At 64.8% G+C, this 18,714-nt stretch carries 14 protein-coding genes and 2 pseudogenes; 5 read left to right on the forward strand and 11 right to left on the reverse strand.

Annotated elements, in window-relative coordinates; all coding sequences use genetic code 11:
* From H7225_RS10965 to H7225_RS10995, 7 genes and pseudogenes are all read right to left on the reverse strand, one after another.
* Positions 1-278 (reverse strand): annotated as a pseudogene (locus tag H7225_RS10965) (spermidine/putrescine ABC transporter substrate-binding protein PotF); the annotation flags it as partial.
* Between the two features lie 226 nt (positions 279-504).
* A complete protein-coding gene (locus tag H7225_RS10970; RefSeq protein ID WP_290661755.1) occupies positions 505-1,899 on the reverse strand; it encodes an aspartate aminotransferase family protein in 1,395 nt (464 codons plus the stop codon).
* Between the two features lie 2 nt (positions 1,900-1,901).
* Positions 1,902-3,077, reverse strand: a complete 1,176-nt coding sequence (locus tag H7225_RS10975; protein WP_290661757.1) for a PDDEXK nuclease domain-containing protein — start codon at positions 3,075-3,077, stop codon at positions 1,902-1,904.
* A gap of 58 nt (positions 3,078-3,135) precedes the next feature.
* A complete protein-coding gene (locus tag H7225_RS10980) occupies positions 3,136-4,503 on the reverse strand; it encodes a glutamine synthetase family protein (protein ID WP_290661759.1) in 1,368 nt (455 codons plus the stop codon).
* 15 nt (positions 4,504-4,518) lie between these two features.
* A complete protein-coding gene (locus H7225_RS10985; protein ID WP_290661761.1) occupies positions 4,519-5,325 on the reverse strand; it encodes a gamma-glutamyl-gamma-aminobutyrate hydrolase family protein in 807 nt (268 codons plus the stop codon).
* A gap of 45 nt (positions 5,326-5,370) precedes the next feature.
* Positions 5,371-5,731 (reverse strand): annotated as a pseudogene (locus H7225_RS10990) (VOC family protein).
* 86 nt (positions 5,732-5,817) lie between these two features.
* On the reverse strand, positions 5,818-5,985 hold the full coding sequence (locus H7225_RS10995) for a hypothetical protein (protein WP_290661763.1): 168 nt from the start codon (positions 5,983-5,985) through the stop codon (positions 5,818-5,820).
* A 63-nt stretch (positions 5,986-6,048) separates the two neighbouring features.
* Here H7225_RS10995 and H7225_RS11000 point away from each other — a divergent pair, with 63 nt between their 5' ends.
* Together H7225_RS11000 and H7225_RS11005 are read left to right on the forward strand one after the other, a co-directional pair.
* A complete protein-coding gene (locus H7225_RS11000; RefSeq protein WP_290661765.1) occupies positions 6,049-7,098 on the forward strand; it encodes an AraC family transcriptional regulator in 1,050 nt (349 codons plus the stop codon).
* The gene (locus H7225_RS11005; protein ID WP_290661767.1) at positions 7,095-7,964 is read left to right on the forward strand and encodes a metal-dependent hydrolase; all 870 of its coding nucleotides are present in this window, start codon (positions 7,095-7,097) and stop codon (positions 7,962-7,964) included. Before H7225_RS11000 ends, H7225_RS11005 begins: the two co-directional genes overlap by 4 nt.
* 9 nt (positions 7,965-7,973) lie before the next feature.
* Here the strand turns inward: H7225_RS11005 and H7225_RS11010 are convergent, their stop codons facing one another.
* Both H7225_RS11010 and H7225_RS11015 read right to left on the reverse strand, forming a co-directional pair.
* Entirely contained in the window at positions 7,974-9,221 is a 1,248-nt protein-coding gene (locus H7225_RS11010) for a type II toxin-antitoxin system HipA family toxin (protein ID WP_290661769.1), read from the reverse strand.
* Positions 9,218-9,526 (reverse strand): helix-turn-helix transcriptional regulator, encoded by a 309-nt coding sequence (locus H7225_RS11015; protein WP_290661771.1) that lies wholly within the window; start codon positions 9,524-9,526, stop codon positions 9,218-9,220. The genes H7225_RS11010 and H7225_RS11015 overlap by 4 nt, the downstream gene beginning before the upstream one ends.
* Positions 9,527-9,726: 200 nt before the next feature.
* On the opposite strand from H7225_RS11015, the gene H7225_RS11020 reads away from it, so the two are divergent.
* A complete protein-coding gene (locus H7225_RS11020) occupies positions 9,727-10,725 on the forward strand; it encodes a hypothetical protein (protein WP_290661773.1) in 999 nt (332 codons plus the stop codon).
* Between the two features lie 46 nt (positions 10,726-10,771).
* Here H7225_RS11020 and H7225_RS11025 read toward each other — a convergent pair whose 3' ends face one another.
* Positions 10,772-12,376, reverse strand: coding sequence for an FAD-dependent oxidoreductase (locus H7225_RS11025; RefSeq protein ID WP_290661775.1), 1,605 nt, complete (start codon positions 12,374-12,376; stop codon positions 10,772-10,774).
* A gap of 100 nt (positions 12,377-12,476) precedes the next feature.
* On the opposite strand from H7225_RS11025, the gene H7225_RS11030 reads away from it, so the two are divergent.
* The gene (locus H7225_RS11030; RefSeq protein WP_290661777.1) at positions 12,477-14,258 is read left to right on the forward strand and encodes a thiamine pyrophosphate-binding protein; all 1,782 of its coding nucleotides are present in this window, start codon (positions 12,477-12,479) and stop codon (positions 14,256-14,258) included.
* 18 nt (positions 14,259-14,276) lie between these two features.
* Complete coding sequence (locus H7225_RS11035; protein WP_290661779.1) at positions 14,277-15,500, forward strand: NAD(P)/FAD-dependent oxidoreductase; 1,224 nt, start codon at positions 14,277-14,279, stop codon at positions 15,498-15,500.
* Here the strand turns inward: H7225_RS11035 and H7225_RS11040 are convergent.
* A complete protein-coding gene (locus H7225_RS11040) occupies positions 15,490-18,714 on the reverse strand; it encodes an adenylate/guanylate cyclase domain-containing protein (RefSeq protein WP_290661781.1) in 3,225 nt (1,074 codons plus the stop codon). The genes H7225_RS11035 and H7225_RS11040 overlap by 11 nt on opposite strands.

Consider the following 18,714-nt stretch of genomic DNA (forward strand, 5'->3'; position numbering starts at 1 on the left):
TCGGCCTGCATCTTGGCCCAGTAGGACGAGGGCATGACCACGTCATAGCCCGTCTTGCCGGCCACCAGCTTGGCGTGCACCACTTCGTTGCTGTCGAAGTTGTCGTAGCGCACCTTGATGCCGAACTCCTTCTCGAAGTTGTCGATGGTGTCAGGCGCGATGTAGTTGGACCAGTTGTAGACGTTGAGGATCTTTTCTTCCTCGGCGTGCGCGGGTGCAGTGGCCAGCAATGACAGGGCTGAAACAAATGAGAATGCCAGCGTCAACGGACGGATCATGGGGTCGCTCTCCTGTGATGTATCCGATCGGAGTCGGGCCCCGATCGGCAGCGGTTATTGTTTCGCAAGATGCGGGCCCGCCAAGGTCCGTTTGTGCGCGTTGGGGATTTGCCAACACTCCAACAACATTCGGTCACCAATTGGCGGCTTCCTGCGCGCCTTCAATGTGCTGCTGGATGCCCACAAACCGGGTGAAGCCCCGAACCGCTGAACTGAGCCTTTGCGCTCACACCCAGCCCAGCGCCTGCACTTCGGTCCAGGTCAGGTCGAGGCAGCGGCGGATCAGCGCCATCATCTCGTCGATCTGCACCGTTGTCATTACCAGCGGCGGCGCCACGATCATGCGGTTGCCCACGGCCCGCATGATCAGCCCATTGCCAAAACAGTGCGCGCGGCACAGCATGCCCGCAGGCTGATCGCTGCCAAAGGCTTCGGCCGCTTGCGCGCCCTGGGCTTTGCGCCGCACCAGCCTGATCGCGCCCATCAAGCCACAGGTTTCGGCCTCGCCCACCAGGGGGTGATCTTGCAGGGCCAGGAACTGCCGGGCCAGGTAAGGGCCGGTGTCATCGCGCACACGCTGCACCAGGCCTTGCTCTTCGATCAATTGCAGGTTGGCCAAAGCCACGGCACAGGCCACGGGGTGGCCGCTGTAGGTGTAGCCGTGGTTGAAATCACCACCTTGGTCAATCAGCACGCGGGCCACGCGCTCGCCCACCAGCACGCCGCCCAGCGGGATGTAGCCAGAGGTGATGCCCTTGGCGAAGGTCATCAGGTCGGGCTTGAAGCCCAGGCGCTGGCTGCCGAACCATTCGCCGAGGCGGCCAAATCCGCAGATCACCTCGTCGGACACCAGCAAGATGCCGTGCTGGTCGCAGATGCGCTGGATCTCGGGCCAGTAGGTGTCGGGCGGGATGATGACGCCGCCCGCGCCCTGGATGGGTTCGCCAATGAAGGCCGCGACTTTGTCGGCGCCCATTTCAGTGATCTTGGCCTCCAGCCACGAGGCCGCACGCCGGCCAAAGTCATCGCGGCTTTCACCGGGTTGGGCGTGCTCAACCATGTAAGGCTGGTCGATGTGAACGATGCCCGGGATGGGCAGGCCACCTTGGCTGTGCATGTCGACCATGCCGCCCAGCGAGGCGCCCGCCATGGTCGAGCCGTGGTACGCGTTCTGGCGGCTGATGATGACCTGGCGCTCAGGCTGGCCCAGCAGATCCCAGTAGCGGCGCACCATGCGCACGATGGTGTCGTTGCCTTCCGAGCCGGAGCCAGTGAAGAAGACGTGCTCAAAGCCGGGCGGGCTGAGGCTGGCGATCTTCTCGGCCAGGGCGATGGCCGGCGGCGTGGCGGTCTGGAAGAAGGCGTTGTAGAAGGGCAGCGTTTCAAGTTGGCGCGTGGCCGCGTCGATCAAGCTGCGCTGGCCGTAGCCCACGTTCACGCACCACAGGCCGCTCATGGCGTCGAAGATCTTGTGGCCATCGCTGTCCCACAGGTAGATGCCTTCGGCCTTGGTGATGATGCGCGAGCCCTTGGCGGCCAGCGCCTTGAAGTCGGTGAAGGGGTGCAGGAAGTGGGCGGCGTCGGCGGCCTGCCACTCGGCGGTGGTGCGGGTATGGGGCATGGTCATCCTTGGGCGTCGTCTGCTTCGCGCAGTTTCTCGGACAGAAAGTGGGCCACCTCATCAGGTTTGGGCAGGGCCAGTTGATACTTGGACACAAACAGCTTGTTGTCCATGCCGGCCAGCGCGAACTCGGCCAACGCATGCTTTTTGTGACTGCACAGCAGCAAACCCACAGGCGGGTTGTCACCCTCTTGCATCATGTTTTTCTTGTACCAACTCACACAGGTGTTGAGCTGGCCAATGTTCTGGTGGCTGAACTCAGCCAGCTTCAGCTCCACCAGCACATGGCACTTCAGGATGCGGTGGTAGAACACCAGGTCGATGAAGTAGAACTCGTCACCGATCAAGATCCGCTTTTGCCGGGCCTCAAAACAAAAGCCGTGGCCCAGCTCTAGCAAAAAGGCCTCAATCTGGCCAATCAACTGCGCCTCCAGGTGCGACTCACTCATCACTTCCTGTGGCGTCAGCCCCAAGAACTCGAACACATAGGGATCACGCACAGCCAATACCGGCAAAGCCTGCTCAGCCTGCTGGTGCGCCAGCGCCGAAAGTTGGGCCTTGTCGGCTGACAAACCACTTCGTTCAAAGTAGAGGCTGTGGATCTGGCGTTTCAGCTCACGCACGGACCAATGGCCCTGCATGCATTCGATTTCGTAGAACCGCCGCTTGAGCGGGTCGTCCAATGCAATCAGCTCCGCAAAATGACTGAATGAAAGCGCCTGCAACAAACGATTGGGAGCCAGTGGCAATTCGGGGGACGGCGCCCCCCCCATCTGAGCTGTGGCACTCTTGGTCATGCCAATCAAGGTGCTGACCAATTCGGGGGACAGTGCCCCCCGAATCTGCGGGTAGGCCACATAAAAGGATCGGCACCGCCGCAACTCTCTCGGGTGGTAGCTCAGAGCACCCGTCGCGGCCAAAGCCTGGCTAAGCCGATCCAACAAGGCCTCACCATATTGCGCACGATCAGCGCCTTGCTGTTCGTACTCCTGGATATAGGCCCCCACCAGCCAGTTGCGCAGAGTCAGACTCACATTAACCGCCCGCGCGGCCTGCTCGGCGAAAGATCGATGCACGCCCGCAATGGCCGCCACCAGCGCCGAGAAATCGGGCTTCGCGCCTGCAGGACTTGCGAGCGGTGCGCCCCCCAAGGCTGCAGAAACTGTCGGCTCAGTCATCGCACTTCGTCATGTTCAAGTTGCTCCCGCTGTCAAACAAGTCTATCGCCTGAGGTTCTTAAACATGAAGCAGCAAGTGTTCACGCTCCCAGGGTGAGATCACCTTCATGAACTCGGCGTATTCCACTTCCTTGATCTCGGTGTAGACCGTGATGAAGGACTTGCCGAGCACGTCGTGCAGGTCGGATTGCTCGCGCAGCAAGCCCAGCGCTTCGCCCAGACTGCGGGGCAATTGGAAGTCACCCAGGTAAGCATCGCCCCGGCACTCGGGCGAAGGCTCGATCTTGTTCTTGATGCCCAGGTAGCCGCAGGCCAGGGTGGCGGCCAAGGCGACATACGGATTGGCGTCGGAGCCGATCACGCGGTTCTCGATGCGGCGCGCGGCGGGCGTGGCCAAGGGGGAGCGGAAGCCCACCGTGCGGTTGTCCACGCCCCATTGCGTGTTGATGGGCGCGGCCGTGGCGCGGGCCAGGCGGCGGTAGGAGTTGACGTAGGGCGCGAACAAGCCCATGGCGGCCGGCACGTAACGCTGCAATCCGCCGATGTACCAGTAGAACTCTTGGGACGGGGTGCCGTCTTCGTTGCTGAAGATGTTGAGCCCGGTCTCCTTGCTGACCACGCTTTGGTGCACGTGCATGGAGCTGCCCGGCTCGTTGGCCATGGGCTTGGCCATGAAGGTGGCGTACATCTCGTGGCGCAGCGCGGCCTCGCGGATGGTGCGCTTGAAGAAGAACACTTCATCGGCCAGGCCCAGCGGGTGGTCGTGGAAGAAGTTGATCTCCATCTGCCCGGCGCCGACCTCGTGGATCAGCGTGTCCACGTTCAGCTCCATCTTTTTGCAGTAGTCGTAGATGTCTTCGAAGAGCGGGTCGAACTCGTTGACGGCGTCGATGGAGTAAGCCTGGCGCGAGGTCTCGGCGCGGCCACTGCGGCCACGGGGCGGGCGCAAGGGCTGGTTGGGGTCGATGCTGCGTTCGATCAAATAAAACTCAAGCTCAGGCGCCACCACGGGCGACCAGCCTTCATCGTCGAACAACTGGCACACGCGCTTGAGCACCGAGCGCGGCGCATAGGGAATCAGCACGCCATCGCGGTCGAAGCAATCGTGGATGACCTGGGCGGTGGGGTCGGTGGCCCAGGGCACGATGCGCACGGTGCTGGGGTCGGGCTGCAGGTGCATGTCCCGGTCGGTGGGGGTGATGACGTCGTAGTACGGGCCCTCGGAGGGGAACTCCCCGGTCACGCCGATGGCGACGATGGCCTCGGGCAGGCGCATGCCCCGGTCCTCGGTGAATTTTTCGCGCGGCAGGATCTTGCCGCGCGCCACGCCCGTGAGGTCGGGCACCAGGCATTCGATCTCAGTGACGTGTCGCTGGTTGAGCCATTGCTCCAGCTCGCTGAAATTGCTGGGTACCTTGGATTGCATTGCGGCCCTTCATGGTCATGATGTCTGCTTGCCAGCATGCCACGCCTGGCAGGCTTGGCCAAAGGCTTTGAAGATCCGCACCGAGACCGGGTTGCCTTCGGCCTGCCATTCGGGGTGCCATTGCAGGCACAGGCTGAAAGCACCGGGGTGGGCGGGCTCGGCGATGGTGACGGCCTCGACCACGCCGTCGGGCGCGCGGGCCTCGACTCGCAGTTGGGGCGCGAGTCGGTTCACGCCCTGGCCGTGAAGGCTGTTGACCTGGAACTCGCCTTGCTCGCTGAGGATGCTGGACGGCAGACCGCGCAGGGTGTGGTCCAGGAAGCCGCCGGGCACCAGCTGCGCGGTGTGGGCAAAGCCGTATTCCTCGTCCAGGGGCAGGGCCTCATCGCTGCGGTGGTCACTCAAGCCGGGTTGTTCGTGCACGGCCTGGTGCAAGGAGCCGCCCAGGGCCACGTTCACTTCCTGAAAGCCCCGGCAGATGCCCAGCAGCGGCATGCCCATGGCCAAAGCGCGGCGCACGATGGGCAGGGTCCAGGCGTCGCGGTCAGGGTCCAGCGGCAGGGTGGGGTCGTGCACGTCTTCGCCGAAATGGCTGGGGTGGACGTTGGAGGGCGAGCCGGTCAGCAGGATGCCGTCGGCGATGGCCAGGAGGGCATCGAGTTCTTGCGCGGTGGCGCCGGGCACGACCAAGGGCACGCAGCCCGCCAGGCGCACGGCGTCGATGTATTTCTGGCCGACGGTGTAGCAGATCAGGCCGCCGACCGGTTTCTGGCAGGCGGGGACCAGGACGATGGGGGCGGATGAAGCGGGGGCGGCGCGCATGAGAGAAGGATAGTGCAAGCCGTGTGCCACCGCCTGGCGGCCGAATCAACCGCCCACCTTGGCCATCTCCTCCTGCATTTGTGCTGGCGTCATGTCGCGCGTGTGCCTGGCCACCGACCACTTGTGGCCGAAGGGGTCTTCCAGCTGCCCGTAGCGGCCCCCCAGACCATGTCGGCCACCGGCATGATGAGCTGGCCCCCGGCAGCCACGGCCTGCGCCACCACCGCGTCCACGTCGTCCACACACAGGTGGATGAACACGGGCGAGCCTTTCAAGGTTTTGGGGCCAGTGGAGCCCCACTCCGGGTACTCATCGACCAGCATGAGCACCGAATCGCCGATGCGCACAGTGGCGTCAGTGAATGCATGCCATCGGGAATGGCTTTGCCGGGGGATGGTGAAGTCATGGTTTCTCTCCCGGTTGCAACGGGGCGATGGGAACATCCACACGACGAGCGGCGCTGCACGGATTCGACAAGGCCCAGGCCCAACGTCAAGTGTTGACGTGCAAAGCGGCATTGAGTCCGCCCCACCGACCCGAATCGGTCGGCAGCACTTCTACCGCACCGGTCTGGCTGTTGCGGCGGAACAAAAGCCCGGACTGGCCGGACAAGGCCCGGGCCGACAGCAGGTGCAGCCTCAGGGCGGCACTTTGTCGCAAACAGTCCCCTTTGTGTCGCCCAGGGGACTGGTCGCGACACCAGGGCATGCCTACAGTGCAGGCATGCTTGACACCACTCGTTTGGGTTCCCCCGCCAGCGACATGCCTTTCGTCGCCGCCAATGCCTGGATCAAGGCGGCGATGCATTGCCGCTTCAACATCGACCCGTTGTTTGCCGAGGCGGGCGTGAACCTGGGCACGAACAACGTCTCGGTGATCCGCAGACAGGCGCTGACCCGGCTGATGCAGCAGTGTGTGAACCAGGCCACACCGCATTACCACTTCCCCCTGGTGCTGGGCGAGTTGTTCGCCTTCGACCACCTGCCCGCGCTGGAAACTTTTCTGGCCACCAGCCCCACCCTGCGCCAGGCCTTGCCCGCCTTGCAATGGGCCGGCATGACCATGCCCAACATGGTTTTGAGGGTGGAGGAAAGCGGGGCCCAATCCGCCTTGCTGCTGGACATCGACCTGCATGACAACGACCCCGTCGTGCGTGGTTACTTCGTCGAGTCGGTGCTGGCCGCCATCAGCAAGATCGTGCGCCTGGCCTTGGGCCCCACCGACCTGATCCACCACATTGAGGTGCGGCACCAGCCCGATGCGCTGTTCATGTCGCACACCTCAACGCTGCCCGCGCCCATCCGCACCCGGCAGGCGCGCGACGCCGCCGTGTTCGCCACGCGCCTGCTGGACATGCCCCTGCCTGGCGCCGCGCCTGGCTTGCACCAACGGGCGCAGGCTTTGCTGAACCAGCAACTGCCCGTCACCGGCAGTGCGCTGGTCGGCCAGATTGAACACCACTTCAAGCAGAACCCGGCCTTGCTGTGCCAAGGCATTGAGCGCATGGCCGAGCGGCTGGACCTGCACCCGCGCACCCTGCAACGCCGGCTGCGCGATGAAGGCCAGGCCTACACCGAGATCCAGGCGCAATGCCGGCTGGCACTGGCCAAAGCGGCCCTGCAAGGCCCACGCTGCAACATCGAATCGCTCAGCACCGAGCTGGGCTTCGCCGACCGACACAGCTTCACCCGCGCCTTCCGGCGTTGGACCGGGCTGTCCCCCAGCGCCTTTCGCCAATCGCAAGGCGCCCCCGAACAAGGAGACACACCATGAGCGAACACGCCACCATCGTCCCCCGCGAGAACCTGGACTTCGGCCTGGACGGCGACATCCCCAAATACTGGATGGACAACGACCCGTTCAAGACGCGTTTTTTTGACGCGATGTCCACGCTGTTCCCGATGGGCGAGAAGTTCTTCATCACCAGCGTGCGCGAGTTCAAGGACCAGATCACCTCGCCCAAGCTGCAGCAGGAGGTCAAGGACTTCACGCGGCAGGAAGCCCAGCACAGCCTGGTGCACCGCCAGTACAACGAGCGCCTGAAAAAGCAGGGCGTGGAGATCGATGCCATCAACGCGCAGATCGAGACACGCCTATTCGTCGATGCGTTCAAGCTGACCACGCCCGTGCAGCGCCTGGCCGTGACCTCGGCGCTGGAGCATTTGACCTCGATGATGTGCACCAGTTTCTTTGAGCGTCGCGAACTGCTGGACAAGAGCGACTCGCGCGTGCGGGCGCTTTATGCCTGGCACGCCATCGAAGAAGTCGAGCACAAGGCCGTGGCGTTTGACGTGCTGACGCAGGTGGCCAAGGCCGGCTACTGGCAGCGCAACCTGGCCATGCTGACGGTGAGCTTCGGCTTTCCGCTGACGGTGTCCAAGATCATGAACCACATGTTCAAGGTCGATGGCTTCAGCCGCTGGCAGCGCTTGGGCATGTGGGCCAAGGGGCTGTGGTGGTTCTACAAGCCAGGCGGGTTGTTCATGCCCACACTGGGTTATTACCTGGCGTATTACAAGCCGGGCTTTCATCCCTGGAAGTTGAAAGAGATGCCCAGCTACGGCACCTGGCTGCGGACCTTTCAGCGCACGGGCGACCCGATCGCGGCGGGCAATGCGCTGCACGCTGCGGGGCAGTGAATCGTCACGTCACGGGGCTTGGTCGGCGGGGTCAAACACGGAGGCCCAATTGTCCGCGGCTGCCGTCGGCAGATGCCCAGCATGCTGGTTATACGCACGCCGCCAGTGCCCACGGACGTGTTGAAAAATCTCATCCACCACGGCTCGCGCCGCCTCGGGTTTCAAGCCAGCGATCTCAAAGCCCGCGGCCACCAGGTTCTCCTGGGTTGCGGCCCGTTCACCACCACGGCGCAAAGCCATGCTCATGACCGTGGGGGGCCGATGCGCAAAGAAGGGCATCACATCGTACAAAGGTGACAGCGCCCAGGACCCCAGCCCTGTTTGGCGCAAGCTGGTGTTCCAGGGGTGGTCGTCGCTGTTGCCGACGGCCGCATTCAGCACGATGCGCCGGTAAAGCTCCAGCGCATCGCCAGCCTGTTTGAGCTTTGAGCGCAAAAGCACGTAGCTTCGACGCGGGCTGTCACGATCGCTGCCTGGCATCAGGTCGAGGGCCGTGGCCGCACTCACGCAGTGGTAAGCCGGCCCTTTGGTGCCCAGTCCTCGGTCAAACCGGTCAATGGACAAAGCGGGCACGTCATTGATCAGATCAACGCGGTGCGCGGGCACACGCAGCCCTGACTCGCTCGCCAGGGTCAAGGCCGTGGCCTCGGCCACCACGCTGTCCGCGCGCTCGCTCGGCAAGGCAAATTTCAGGATCACCGGGGCGTCGCCTGCATTGCCCTCGTTGCGGTAGGCGGTCAGCTTGGGCCGCTCGCCTCCCATGGCCCCTGACGAGGTCTGCAGGTGACCCGGCATCAAGGTGGCCTTGGTGACCTTCAGCAACTGCTCGATCAACACCGTGCCCAGCAATGGCTTGCTGTCGGGCTCACCCACGAACAAGGCGCCAAAGCCATCGGCGGGCGCGTAAATCAAGCGCTCCCACCAGCCCCAAGGTTCACGCTCATGGCCTGGCCCAGGCACCAGGCCCGGCAACTCATGCCGACGCTTGTGCAAGGCATCGAGCGACCAGCCGGACAAGGCCACGTCACAGAACACGCCGTGCGGAACCAGCCCCACCACCGTGTAGAGCGAGCGCTGCTTGGTCCTGATGCGGGTGGGGTCCAACTCCCAGGCGAGCGGGCCCAAGGCCAGGTAGTCCGCGCCGTAGACGAACTCCCAGTGCGTGGCCTTTTGACAAAGCTCGCCAACGCGAACCGCTGTGCGCTCTGTCCCGGCAGGCGGCGTCATCCAGCGGAAAACGGGTGCACGGCGAATCATGCTTCGCCCTTGCCACGGCGTTTGGACCTGGGCAAGCTGGTGCGCGCGGCCTCTTGGTACACGGCATCTTGCGCGGCACTGGCCAGCGCCGTTTGAAGCGCGACGTCATCCAGCACCCACAGCAGCCTGGCCACATCGGCAAAACGAGTGGACAAAGCCCCGCCCTCAATCGCCATCAAGGTCTGGCGGCTCACGTCGGCCCGCTCGGCCAAGTCGGCCTGACTGAGGCCCCGCGCCACACGCATCAGGCGAAGGCGCATGCCCACCTCGGTCACAAACTGGGTGACCTCAATGGGTTCTGACAACGGATCTCGGCGCGGCATATGTTGATTATTTTAGACATTTAGTCAATTTATGTCTATGAATACGAACCTGACACCAATGGCGCTCATCCAGGCAGATGTGACTTCAGGCCTGAAAAGCAGCGGAAACCGTGACTTGTTTCTCACAAGCCGGGCGCGATTTCGATGGACCATGAGGGCCTCGCTGACGCAGGGAGGTGACCATGGACGCATCCGCCAAATCAGGCCAGCAAGTGGCCATCCTCGGTCAAGGGCACCGTGTCCCTGAGCACATCCGGGGCAACGACGATCCGATCTTCGACTGGCTCAAGGCGCACCAGCCCGCGGGCTCCGACCTGTTCAATGGCCTGAAATACCGGCGCGTGCTGGCGCATGCCAACGACGTGGTCGGCATCATGGTCGACTCGTGCAAGACGGCGTTGGCGCAAGCGACTGTGCCGCTGGACGAAGTCGATCTGCTCATCGGCTCGGCCACCGTCAGCGAGTACTGCGCGCCCAACGCTTTGGCCGCCGTGCACCGCGACCTGGGCTTGTCACGCCAGTGCCGCATCTTCTCGCTGAACACCGATGAGAGCAACTTCATCGACGGCATGAAACTGGCGCACGACATGGTGACGTGCGGCACCGCGCGCCACGCGCTGGTGGCCTGCGGCAACAATTGGACGCACCACATGGACTACCACGAGCCCGTCTCGCTGGCGGCCTCCGATGGTGCTGGCGCGGCCGTGGTGGGCTGGACCGACGACCCCACGCGCTTTCGCCTGATCGACTGGGACAACGACACGCAGACGCAGTACTTCAGCGCGCTGCGCATGACGCAGCGCGCCTCACCGCATCACCGCGACCTGTTCACCAAGCCCCTGATGAAGCTGGACGACCAGAAGGGCGAGAACGCCGTCAAGACCTTCGGCTTCAAGGTGCCCGGCGTGATCGTGAACCGCCTGCTGGCCAAGCATGGCCTCAGCGGCCAGGACATCACGCTGGTGGCGCACCAAACATCCAAGGCGGTCTTCGACGCCTGGAACGCGGCCATCCAACCGGCGCATTACCTCAACACGATCGAAGAGCTGGGGGACATGGTGGCCTCGTCGGTGCCGGTCAACTTTGCCCGGTGCCAGGGCGAGATCAAGACCAAGTACGTGGTGATGCTGGGCATCGGCATGGAGATGCATGCCGTTGCCCTGCTCTACCAGCGGTCTTAGAACCGCCTGCCCACGCCAATGCCCAGGCAGGGCATGTCGCGATGCATCAAGCTTTTGATGACTGCGGGCCCGGCAGATAAGCGGGTGGCCCCAAACCAAAGTGGGTTTGCAACATGGCCTCGGCCGTCTCCAGCGCGCCCTCCACCCAGCCCTGGCCGTGCGAATAGGCCTCGCCGCAGATGAAAACCGGCACGTTGTGCACGGGCTGGAGGATCCGGCGGGCCACGTCGTAGCTCTCCACATGCTGCGGCCAGAAGTTGGCGCCGCCACCGAACGGGTCTTCGCCCCAGTCTCGGAAAGCCGCTGCACACGGCTGCAGATCAGGGTGGTCTTCAATGCCGTGGATCTCCAGCAACTGGCGGTGGGCTTCCTGCACCATCAACTCGGGCGCGGGGTGCTGCATCCACGCCTGTTCGGGCCAGGGCACGTCGCCACTCAAAGTCTGGTTCTGGAACTTGGCGGGATGGGCGATCAGGTCGCACCAGTAGTCCAGGTCCAGGCCATCGTTGTAGATGAGGATGGCGCCCGCCTTGGTTTCATCGCCCACCGGCCAGTAATAGCACTGGCGGATCGGCAGGTCGGTGACCGACTGGCCTTGGGTGATGCCCAGCGTCTCCCACCAGCGCTCGCGGTAGCACAGGGCCAGCTTGAACAAGGGGATGGGCGTGACCGACTTGATCAGGCGGTGCACCTCGTGCTGATCAGGGCCGAGCACGGCGCCGGTTTGCGCCAGCAGCTCCAGGGAGCGGCGCGGCATGGCCAGGATCAGCTGGCGCGCGTAGACCGTCTCTGGGTGACCATCGCGGTCAAAGTGCATCTCGATCACCTTGCCAACACCCTCGTGTTCTACGTGGTCAAAGCCGATCAGACGATGGTTCAGGTGCAGCTGGCCACCGGCCTCTTCGAATTTACCGCGCAAGGTCAAGGGCAATGACTCGTAGCCTTGAACAAGGCGCTTGTACTCGATGGTGGCGCCGTAGTCGGCCAGGTTCCAGGGGAAGCCGTCGGCCGCGTTCCAGGTGTAAAAAATGCTGTCGTAGCCGCTGGTGTCTTCGGCGAACTGGAAGGCCTCGTGGCTGACCGATCGGTTGAACACATAGCGCATGGGCAGGTCGCGCAGGTGGTGGCCTTCGTATTGGCCGGTGCGCGCCAGCTTCTCCCAGGGCACGGTTTTCAGGTCCACGTGGGGCTGGTCCATCACCTTCTGCAGAAAGTTCTCGGCGGCCATCGCGGTGAAGCCGTCTTTCAAACCACCGCGCTCTGCGGGCGTCAACACATAGGGGATCTTGTCGGGATCGTTCAGGTCGGCGGTGCGCAGGCGGTGGCCCCGCAAATAGGCCAGGTTCTGGTCCTGCGCCACCGGGAAAGTCTCAGTGGCCAGCTTCAAGTAAGGCACGAGCGACATCACCAGTGGCTGCCCGGTGGTGAAGCGCATGCCGCCCAGTTCGATGCGCGCCTCGGGCATGCCGGGCGGCGTGACCGAGAGCAGGCGGCCGCCCACGCGCTCACTGCATTCGAACAAGGACACCGTTCGGGGTTGCTCAGGCGGCGGGCTGGTCAACAAGCGCCAAGCGCTGTAGAGGCCGGACACGCCGCCTCCCACGATGGCCACGTCCAGAACGGTCTTGCTCGAAGCTGGCGGGTGCGTCATGGCGTGAACTCCCGGTGATTTGTCTCAGAATTCTGTCAGCCAGGCGGGTGGGCAACGCGGTAATTTCAGACACCTTTTGCCACTAATCCAAGGGAGCCCCATGACAACCACCCCCGCCACCCAGACCGTCGCGCAACTGCTGCTGGACTATTTGAAAGCGGAGGGCGTGACCAAGGTCTTTGGCATACCAGGCGGTGCCCTGGTCTGGCTGATGAACGAGCTGCAGCTGCAGCAGGACATCGACTACGTGATCTGCCGGCACGAGACCGGCGCCGCCTACATGGCCGATGGTTACGCCCGGGCGGGCGGTGGCCTGGGCGTGGTGATGACCACCTCCGGGCCCGGCGCCACCAACGCGGTGACGGGCGCCATGAACGCGCAGGCCAGCCACTCGTCGATGCTGGTGGTCACGGGCGAGGTGCCCGAGAAGTACTTTGGCCGGGGCTACTTGCAAGAAGGCGCCGATGCCAAGCTGGACATCACCAGCATCTTCCGCAACTCGGTGCAATCCAGCGACATGATCTCCAACCAGGGCAACTTCCAGACGCTGTTCCAGCAAGCGCTGCGCAACGCCCGCTCTTTGCCACGGCGGGCCGCGCACATCAGCCTGCCCAACGACGTGGCCGGTACGGCTTTGAGCAGCTACCCCAGCAGCATCAAGCCGTCCAGCTACCGCGCGGTGGCCGCCTGCACCGATGCCAAGGCCGTGGCCGCCACCTTGCACGAACTGATCCACGCCGATCGACCATTGATCTTCTTGGGCAATGGCTGCCGCGAAGCGCTCGCCGACCCCCACCGCCTGGCCGCCTTCACCCACTTCGTCGAGCGCTTCGGCATCCCCGTGATGACCACACCCAATGGCAAAGGCATCTTTCCGGAAACACACGCCTGGTCACTGCGCAACTACGGCATGTGCGGCTCGGCGTGGACGCAGCTGTACATGAAGCCCCCCACCGATCCGGATCACCTGGATGCGCTGGTGGTGCTGGGCTCCACGCTGGGTGAGCTGGCGACCTCGGTCGTGGCCTCCGACCTGTACGGCCACACCCTGAGCCCGCGTCAAACCTTTGTGCAGATCGACCTGGACGCCAGCGTGATCGGCCGCGACTTCGCCATCACCCGTGGCGTGGTGGCCGAGATCGGCGCCACGCTGGACGAGCTGTGCGAGCAGGCCGCACGGGCACCCCCCGACGCGCACCGGGTGGAACAACGGCAGCAAGCCATCGCCGAGATCAAACGCGCCCACGCGCCATGGTCCGACCCGGCAGGGCGCGAGTCCACCAGCGCGCCCGTGCACCCCGCCGCGATGATGCGCTTCATCAACGAGGCCATGCAGGACGGCCACGTCTTCATCGACGCAGGCAATTGCGTGGGTTGGTCGCTCAACAACCTGGTCATCGATCCACCCCTGCGCTACCAAAGCGCCCTGGCCATGGGCCCGATGGGCTTCGCCGTGGCCGCCGTGATCGGCGCCAAGCTGGCCGCACCCGACCAGCCCTGCCTGGCCATCGTCGGCGACGGCGCCTTCATGATGCACGGTGCTGAAATATCCACCGCAGCGCAGAACGGTGTGGGCGCCATCTGGGTCGTCCTGAACGACAACGACCTGGCCATGGTCAGCCAGGGCATGGCCCAGCTGCTGCCGCCCGCTGCGGACTGGGCCGACTACTACCAGCTCGGCCAGCCCGATCTGGTCAAGTTTGCCGAAGGACTGGGCGCGCAAGCGGTGGCCATCAAGCCCGACCAAGGTACAAGCGCTCTGGCCGAGGCCCTGGCAAATGCGCTAGCATCAGCACAGTCCAACCGCCGACCGCAGGTCATCGTGGTCCACATCGACACGAAGCCTGCGCCGCCTTACGGTTGGCCCAAGTTGACGACCTAGCAGTATCGAGTCTTGACCATGCATGATGTGATTGTGGTGGGCGCCAGGTGCGCGGGTGCGGCAACGGCTTTGCTGCTGGCGCGCCAAGGGCACAAGGTTCTGATCATTGACCAGGACCGCTTCCCCAGCGACATGCGTTTGTCCACCCACCTGGTGTGGCACGCGGGGGCCGACCTGCTGCAAAAGTGGGGCTTGCTGGATGCAGTGCGCGCTTCACTGTGCCCTACCCTGACCGAGTTTTCGCTCGATCTGGGCGAGCTGGTACTCAAGGGCACGCCGCCCAACGCCCAGGTGGGCGCGGCCTTCGCCCCCAAGCGCATCGTGCTCGACCAGATCCTGCTGGACGCGGCCGTGGCCGCCGGCGCCGAGTTGCGCGAAGGCGTGCTCTTCGACGATGTGCTGCGCGATGGCGAGCGCGTGGTCGGCATCACCGCCAAAAACTCCGATGGCAGCGTGATGACCGAGCAGGCCCGCTGGGTCGTCGGAGCCGATGGCCGGCACTCGCGCGTGGCCCGCTCCGTGGGCAGCACGGCGTACCACGAGTTCCCCAAAGAAGCCGGCTCGCTCAACACCTTCGCCTATTTCAGCGGCGTGCCGCTCAAAGGCGTGGAGTTCATCTCGCGCCCACAGCGCATGGCCTATGCCTGGGGCACCAACGACGACCAGGTGCTGTCAGGCATCATCCTGCCGGGCACCTCGCCCCGTGTGGCGCGCCAGGACACCGAAGCCCATTTCTTCGCCGCGATGGAAGCCATGAGCCCCGACCTGGCCGCGCGCCTGCGCGCCGGCAAGCGCGAGGAAGACTGGATCAGCACCGGCGTGAGCACCTTCTGCCGCCACCCGGTGGGCCCCGGCTGGAGTCTGGTCGGCGATGCGGGCCTGACCGTCGACCCCATCACCGCCGCCGGCATCACCAACGCCTTGCGCGATGCCGACTTGCTGGCCGAGCTGCTTCACCAAGGCCTGTCGGGCCAAGGTGATCTGGAAGAGACCGTGGCGGCGTACGCCCCGCGCCGTGATGCGGTCTCGGTGCCCTTGCATTTGTTCTCGCAGGACATGGCCCGCCTGGCGCCGCCCACCGACGAAGTCATCCAGCTGTTCACCAGCCTGGCGCACAACCAGGCCCAGGCCGACCGCTACTTTGGTGTCTTCGGCCAGACGGTGTCGCCGACCGATTTCTTCAGCCCGGAGAACCTGCAGAAGATCGCCAACTCCGAGCAGAGCGCCGCCGTCAGCGCCTGACCAGCAGCTGGTCCAGGTCCGCCTGCGCGCGGCCAGCCCAGTGTCGGGCGCCTTGCGCCGTGGCCACCTGCAAGGCCCGGCGGATGCTGGCCTCGGCCAACGGCAGATCCGGGTGCGGCCCCAACGCCAACAACTCGCCCCGAATGCGGTGCAGCTCGGGCTCGTGCCAGCGCTCACCGCCCAGATCAATCAAGGCCTGTGACGCGTCCAGCAAGGCCAGTGCTTCGCGGTGCTGCCCGGCGCGCCCCAAGGCTTGCGCCAGCAAGGTCTGGAAGAAGGGCACGACGATGCCCGCCCCCGTCTGCTTGAACAACGCCAGGCCGCGCCGCATTTCGTCGATGCCCTCCAGCAAGCGCCCATCTTGCTGCGCCCAAGCCCAGCCCCGGGCGATCACGCCAACCGAGGTCACGTAAGTGAAGCCATGTTGCTCGGCCAGGCCCAAGCCGCGCTCCAGCCGGTCGAGCAAGCCCTCGACATCGCCACGGAACAGGTAAGACATCGCGCCCCAGGCATGGGTCCAGGCCAGGCTGTGCGGGTGGTTCAGCGAGGCCGCAAAGCGCTCCTGCTCCAGGCACAGCGCCTCGGCGTCATGGTCCTCGCCCGCGATCCAGCGCGCCTGCGAGCCATGCACCAGCGCCACCAACTTCAGGTCCATCGAGTACAGCGTAATGAGCGTGCGGTCCTGCGGATCGCTGTAGCGGTGGATGACCTGATCGGCATGTGCCGCCACCTCGTTCACCCGGCCGCTGTAAAGGCACAACTGCGCGTGCATCATGTTGGCCACCAGCCAGGCGTGGCGGCTGTTGGACTGGCGGGCCACCGTCATCAAGCGCATGCCGATGGACTCGGCCTTGTTGACTTCGCCACGCACCAGGTGGAACACGCACACGCCCCACAAGGGCCAGATCGATTCTTCGACCTTGTCGGCCGCGTCGGCGAGTTGATTGGCGCGCGCATACGCCTGCTCGACCTCGGGCGCGCCCCAACCCTTGGCCAACATGTGCACCGTGCCCAGCGCGGCCCGCAGTTGCAGCTCGGTCTGATCACGGCTCTGCGACGTCGGCAATGCTGCCACCGAGGCCAGGCCGGCATTCAGGTGCGCCGCCGCCTCGTGCAAGGACAAACGCTGCAAAGCCTGCTCACTGGCCTTGCGCCAATACGGGATGGCCTGCTGCGGCTGACCGGCCGCGCTAGCATGGCGCGCCAACATCTCGGGCTGGCTGTGCTGAAGGGCCGGAAAGCGCGACTCCACCACCTGCACGATGGCCGCGTGCCAGGCTTCGCGCTGCGGCTTGAGCAGCGAGTCGTAGGCGGCATCCTGCACCAGCGCGTGCTTGAAGGTGTAGACGGGGCCCTGGTGGCTGACCTGCTGCGTGGCCAGGCCCGATTGCGTCAGCGCGGCCAGCGCGGCAGCCAGCTCCACTGGTGACATGTTGGACAAAGCCTCGATCAACTCGTGGCTGAACTCGCGGCCCAGCACCGAACCGATCTGCGCGATGGCCTTGGCCGCCGGCACGCGGTCCAGGCGCGCCATCAGCGAATCACGCAGCGTGGCGGGCACCTCGATGCGGTGGCCATCACGGCCCTCGCCCAAAGGGATCTCAAGGATGGACTTGGTCAGCTCTTCAATGAACAAAGGCACGCCATCGGTCTTGTTCAGGATGTGCTGGGTCAAGGCCGTGGGCAAAGCCACTTCGCGCGACAACTGCGCCACCAGCTCGGCCACCTCGGCGCGGTGCAGGCTGGGCAGCTTCAAGGTGGTGACATGCTGATCACCATCGCCCACCGACCACTGGAACTCGGGCCGGTGGGTGACCACCATCATCAAAGGCACGAACCTGGCTCGCTCGATCAGCAAGCTCAGAAAATCAAGGGTGGCCGGATCCGCCCAGTGCACGTCTTCAACCATCACCAGGGTGGGCTCGCGCAAGGCGGCGGCCTCGACCACGTCGACCAGGGCCATCACGGTGTCACGCTCGTGCTGCTGCGGGCTTTCCACCAGCGGGCCGTAGCGGTCATCGCAGGGGATCGACAGCATCGAGGCCAGCAAGGCCACCTGCTGCGCCGAGCGGTGCAACTGCCCCATCACCATGCGTTCCAGCGAGCCCAGCTTGACCTCGGCGGGCTGGTCGAGGCTCAGGTTCAACACGCGTTCAAAGTGGTCGATGCTGGGGTGGAAGGCACGGTGGACCTGATGGGCCGAGCATTGCAGGCGCACCGCGCCCAGGCCGGCGTTGCCCAGGCGGTCGCGCAGCTCCTTGAGCAGGCGTGATTTGCCGATGCCGGGCTCGCCCGACAACACCATCACCTGGCCCTGCCCGCGCTGCACGGCCTGCCAGCGATCCAGCAGCAAACCCAGCTCATGGGCCCGGCCCACGAACGGGGTCAAGCCGGCGCTGGTGGCCGCGTCAAAGCGGCTGGTGGCGGTGTTGACGGCCTCGACGCGCCAGACCTGGCGCGGCTCCCGCACCCCTTTGAGCAAAGGCCGCCCCAGGTCTTCGCACTGCAAGCCCGTGCCCGCCAACTTGCGCGTGCTGTCGCTGATCACCACGGTGTTGGGTTGCGCCAGGGCTTGCAGGCGCGCGGCCAGGTTGGGCGTGTCGCCCAAGGCCAGTTGCTCGCGCCGGGCGCCCCCGCCAATCTCACCCATCACGACCAGGCCGGTATGGATGCCGATGCGCACGGCCCAGGGCAAAGGCTCGTCGTGCCCCGGCGGCTGCTTGGGCAAGTGGCGGATGGCATCGACCAAGGCCAAGCCCGTGCGCACCGCGCGCTCGGGTGCGTCCTCATGCGCTTGCGGATGGCCAAAATACACCAGCAGGCCATCGCCCAGGTACTGCGCGATGGTGCCGCCAAAACGCTCGATCACCGCCGCCGAGGTCTGCTGGTACAGCAACACCACCTGCTGCCATTGCTCGGGGCTCAGGCGCTCGCACAGCTGGGTGGAATCGACCAGGTCGCAGAACATGATGGTCAGTTGCCGAAGCTCGCCCTGGCTGGCCAGCCCAGGTTTGAGCGGGGCCCTCACCGCCTGCTGCCGCAGCACGCCGATGGCCTGCAACAAGCGCTTGCGGTCGCCCATCGACACGCCCAGTTTTTCGAGGTCGGTCTCGGTCAGGCTGGTGATGACTTCAAAGTCGATGTCGTTGTCGATCAGCACGCGCTCAACCCGGGCCATGCCAATCGACGCCAGCCAATCGGACAGGGCCTGCAC

Source organism: Aquabacterium sp., assembly GCF_014378415.1.
In the GTDB taxonomy this organism is placed as follows: Bacteria; Pseudomonadota; Gammaproteobacteria; order Burkholderiales; family Burkholderiaceae_C; genus Aquabacterium.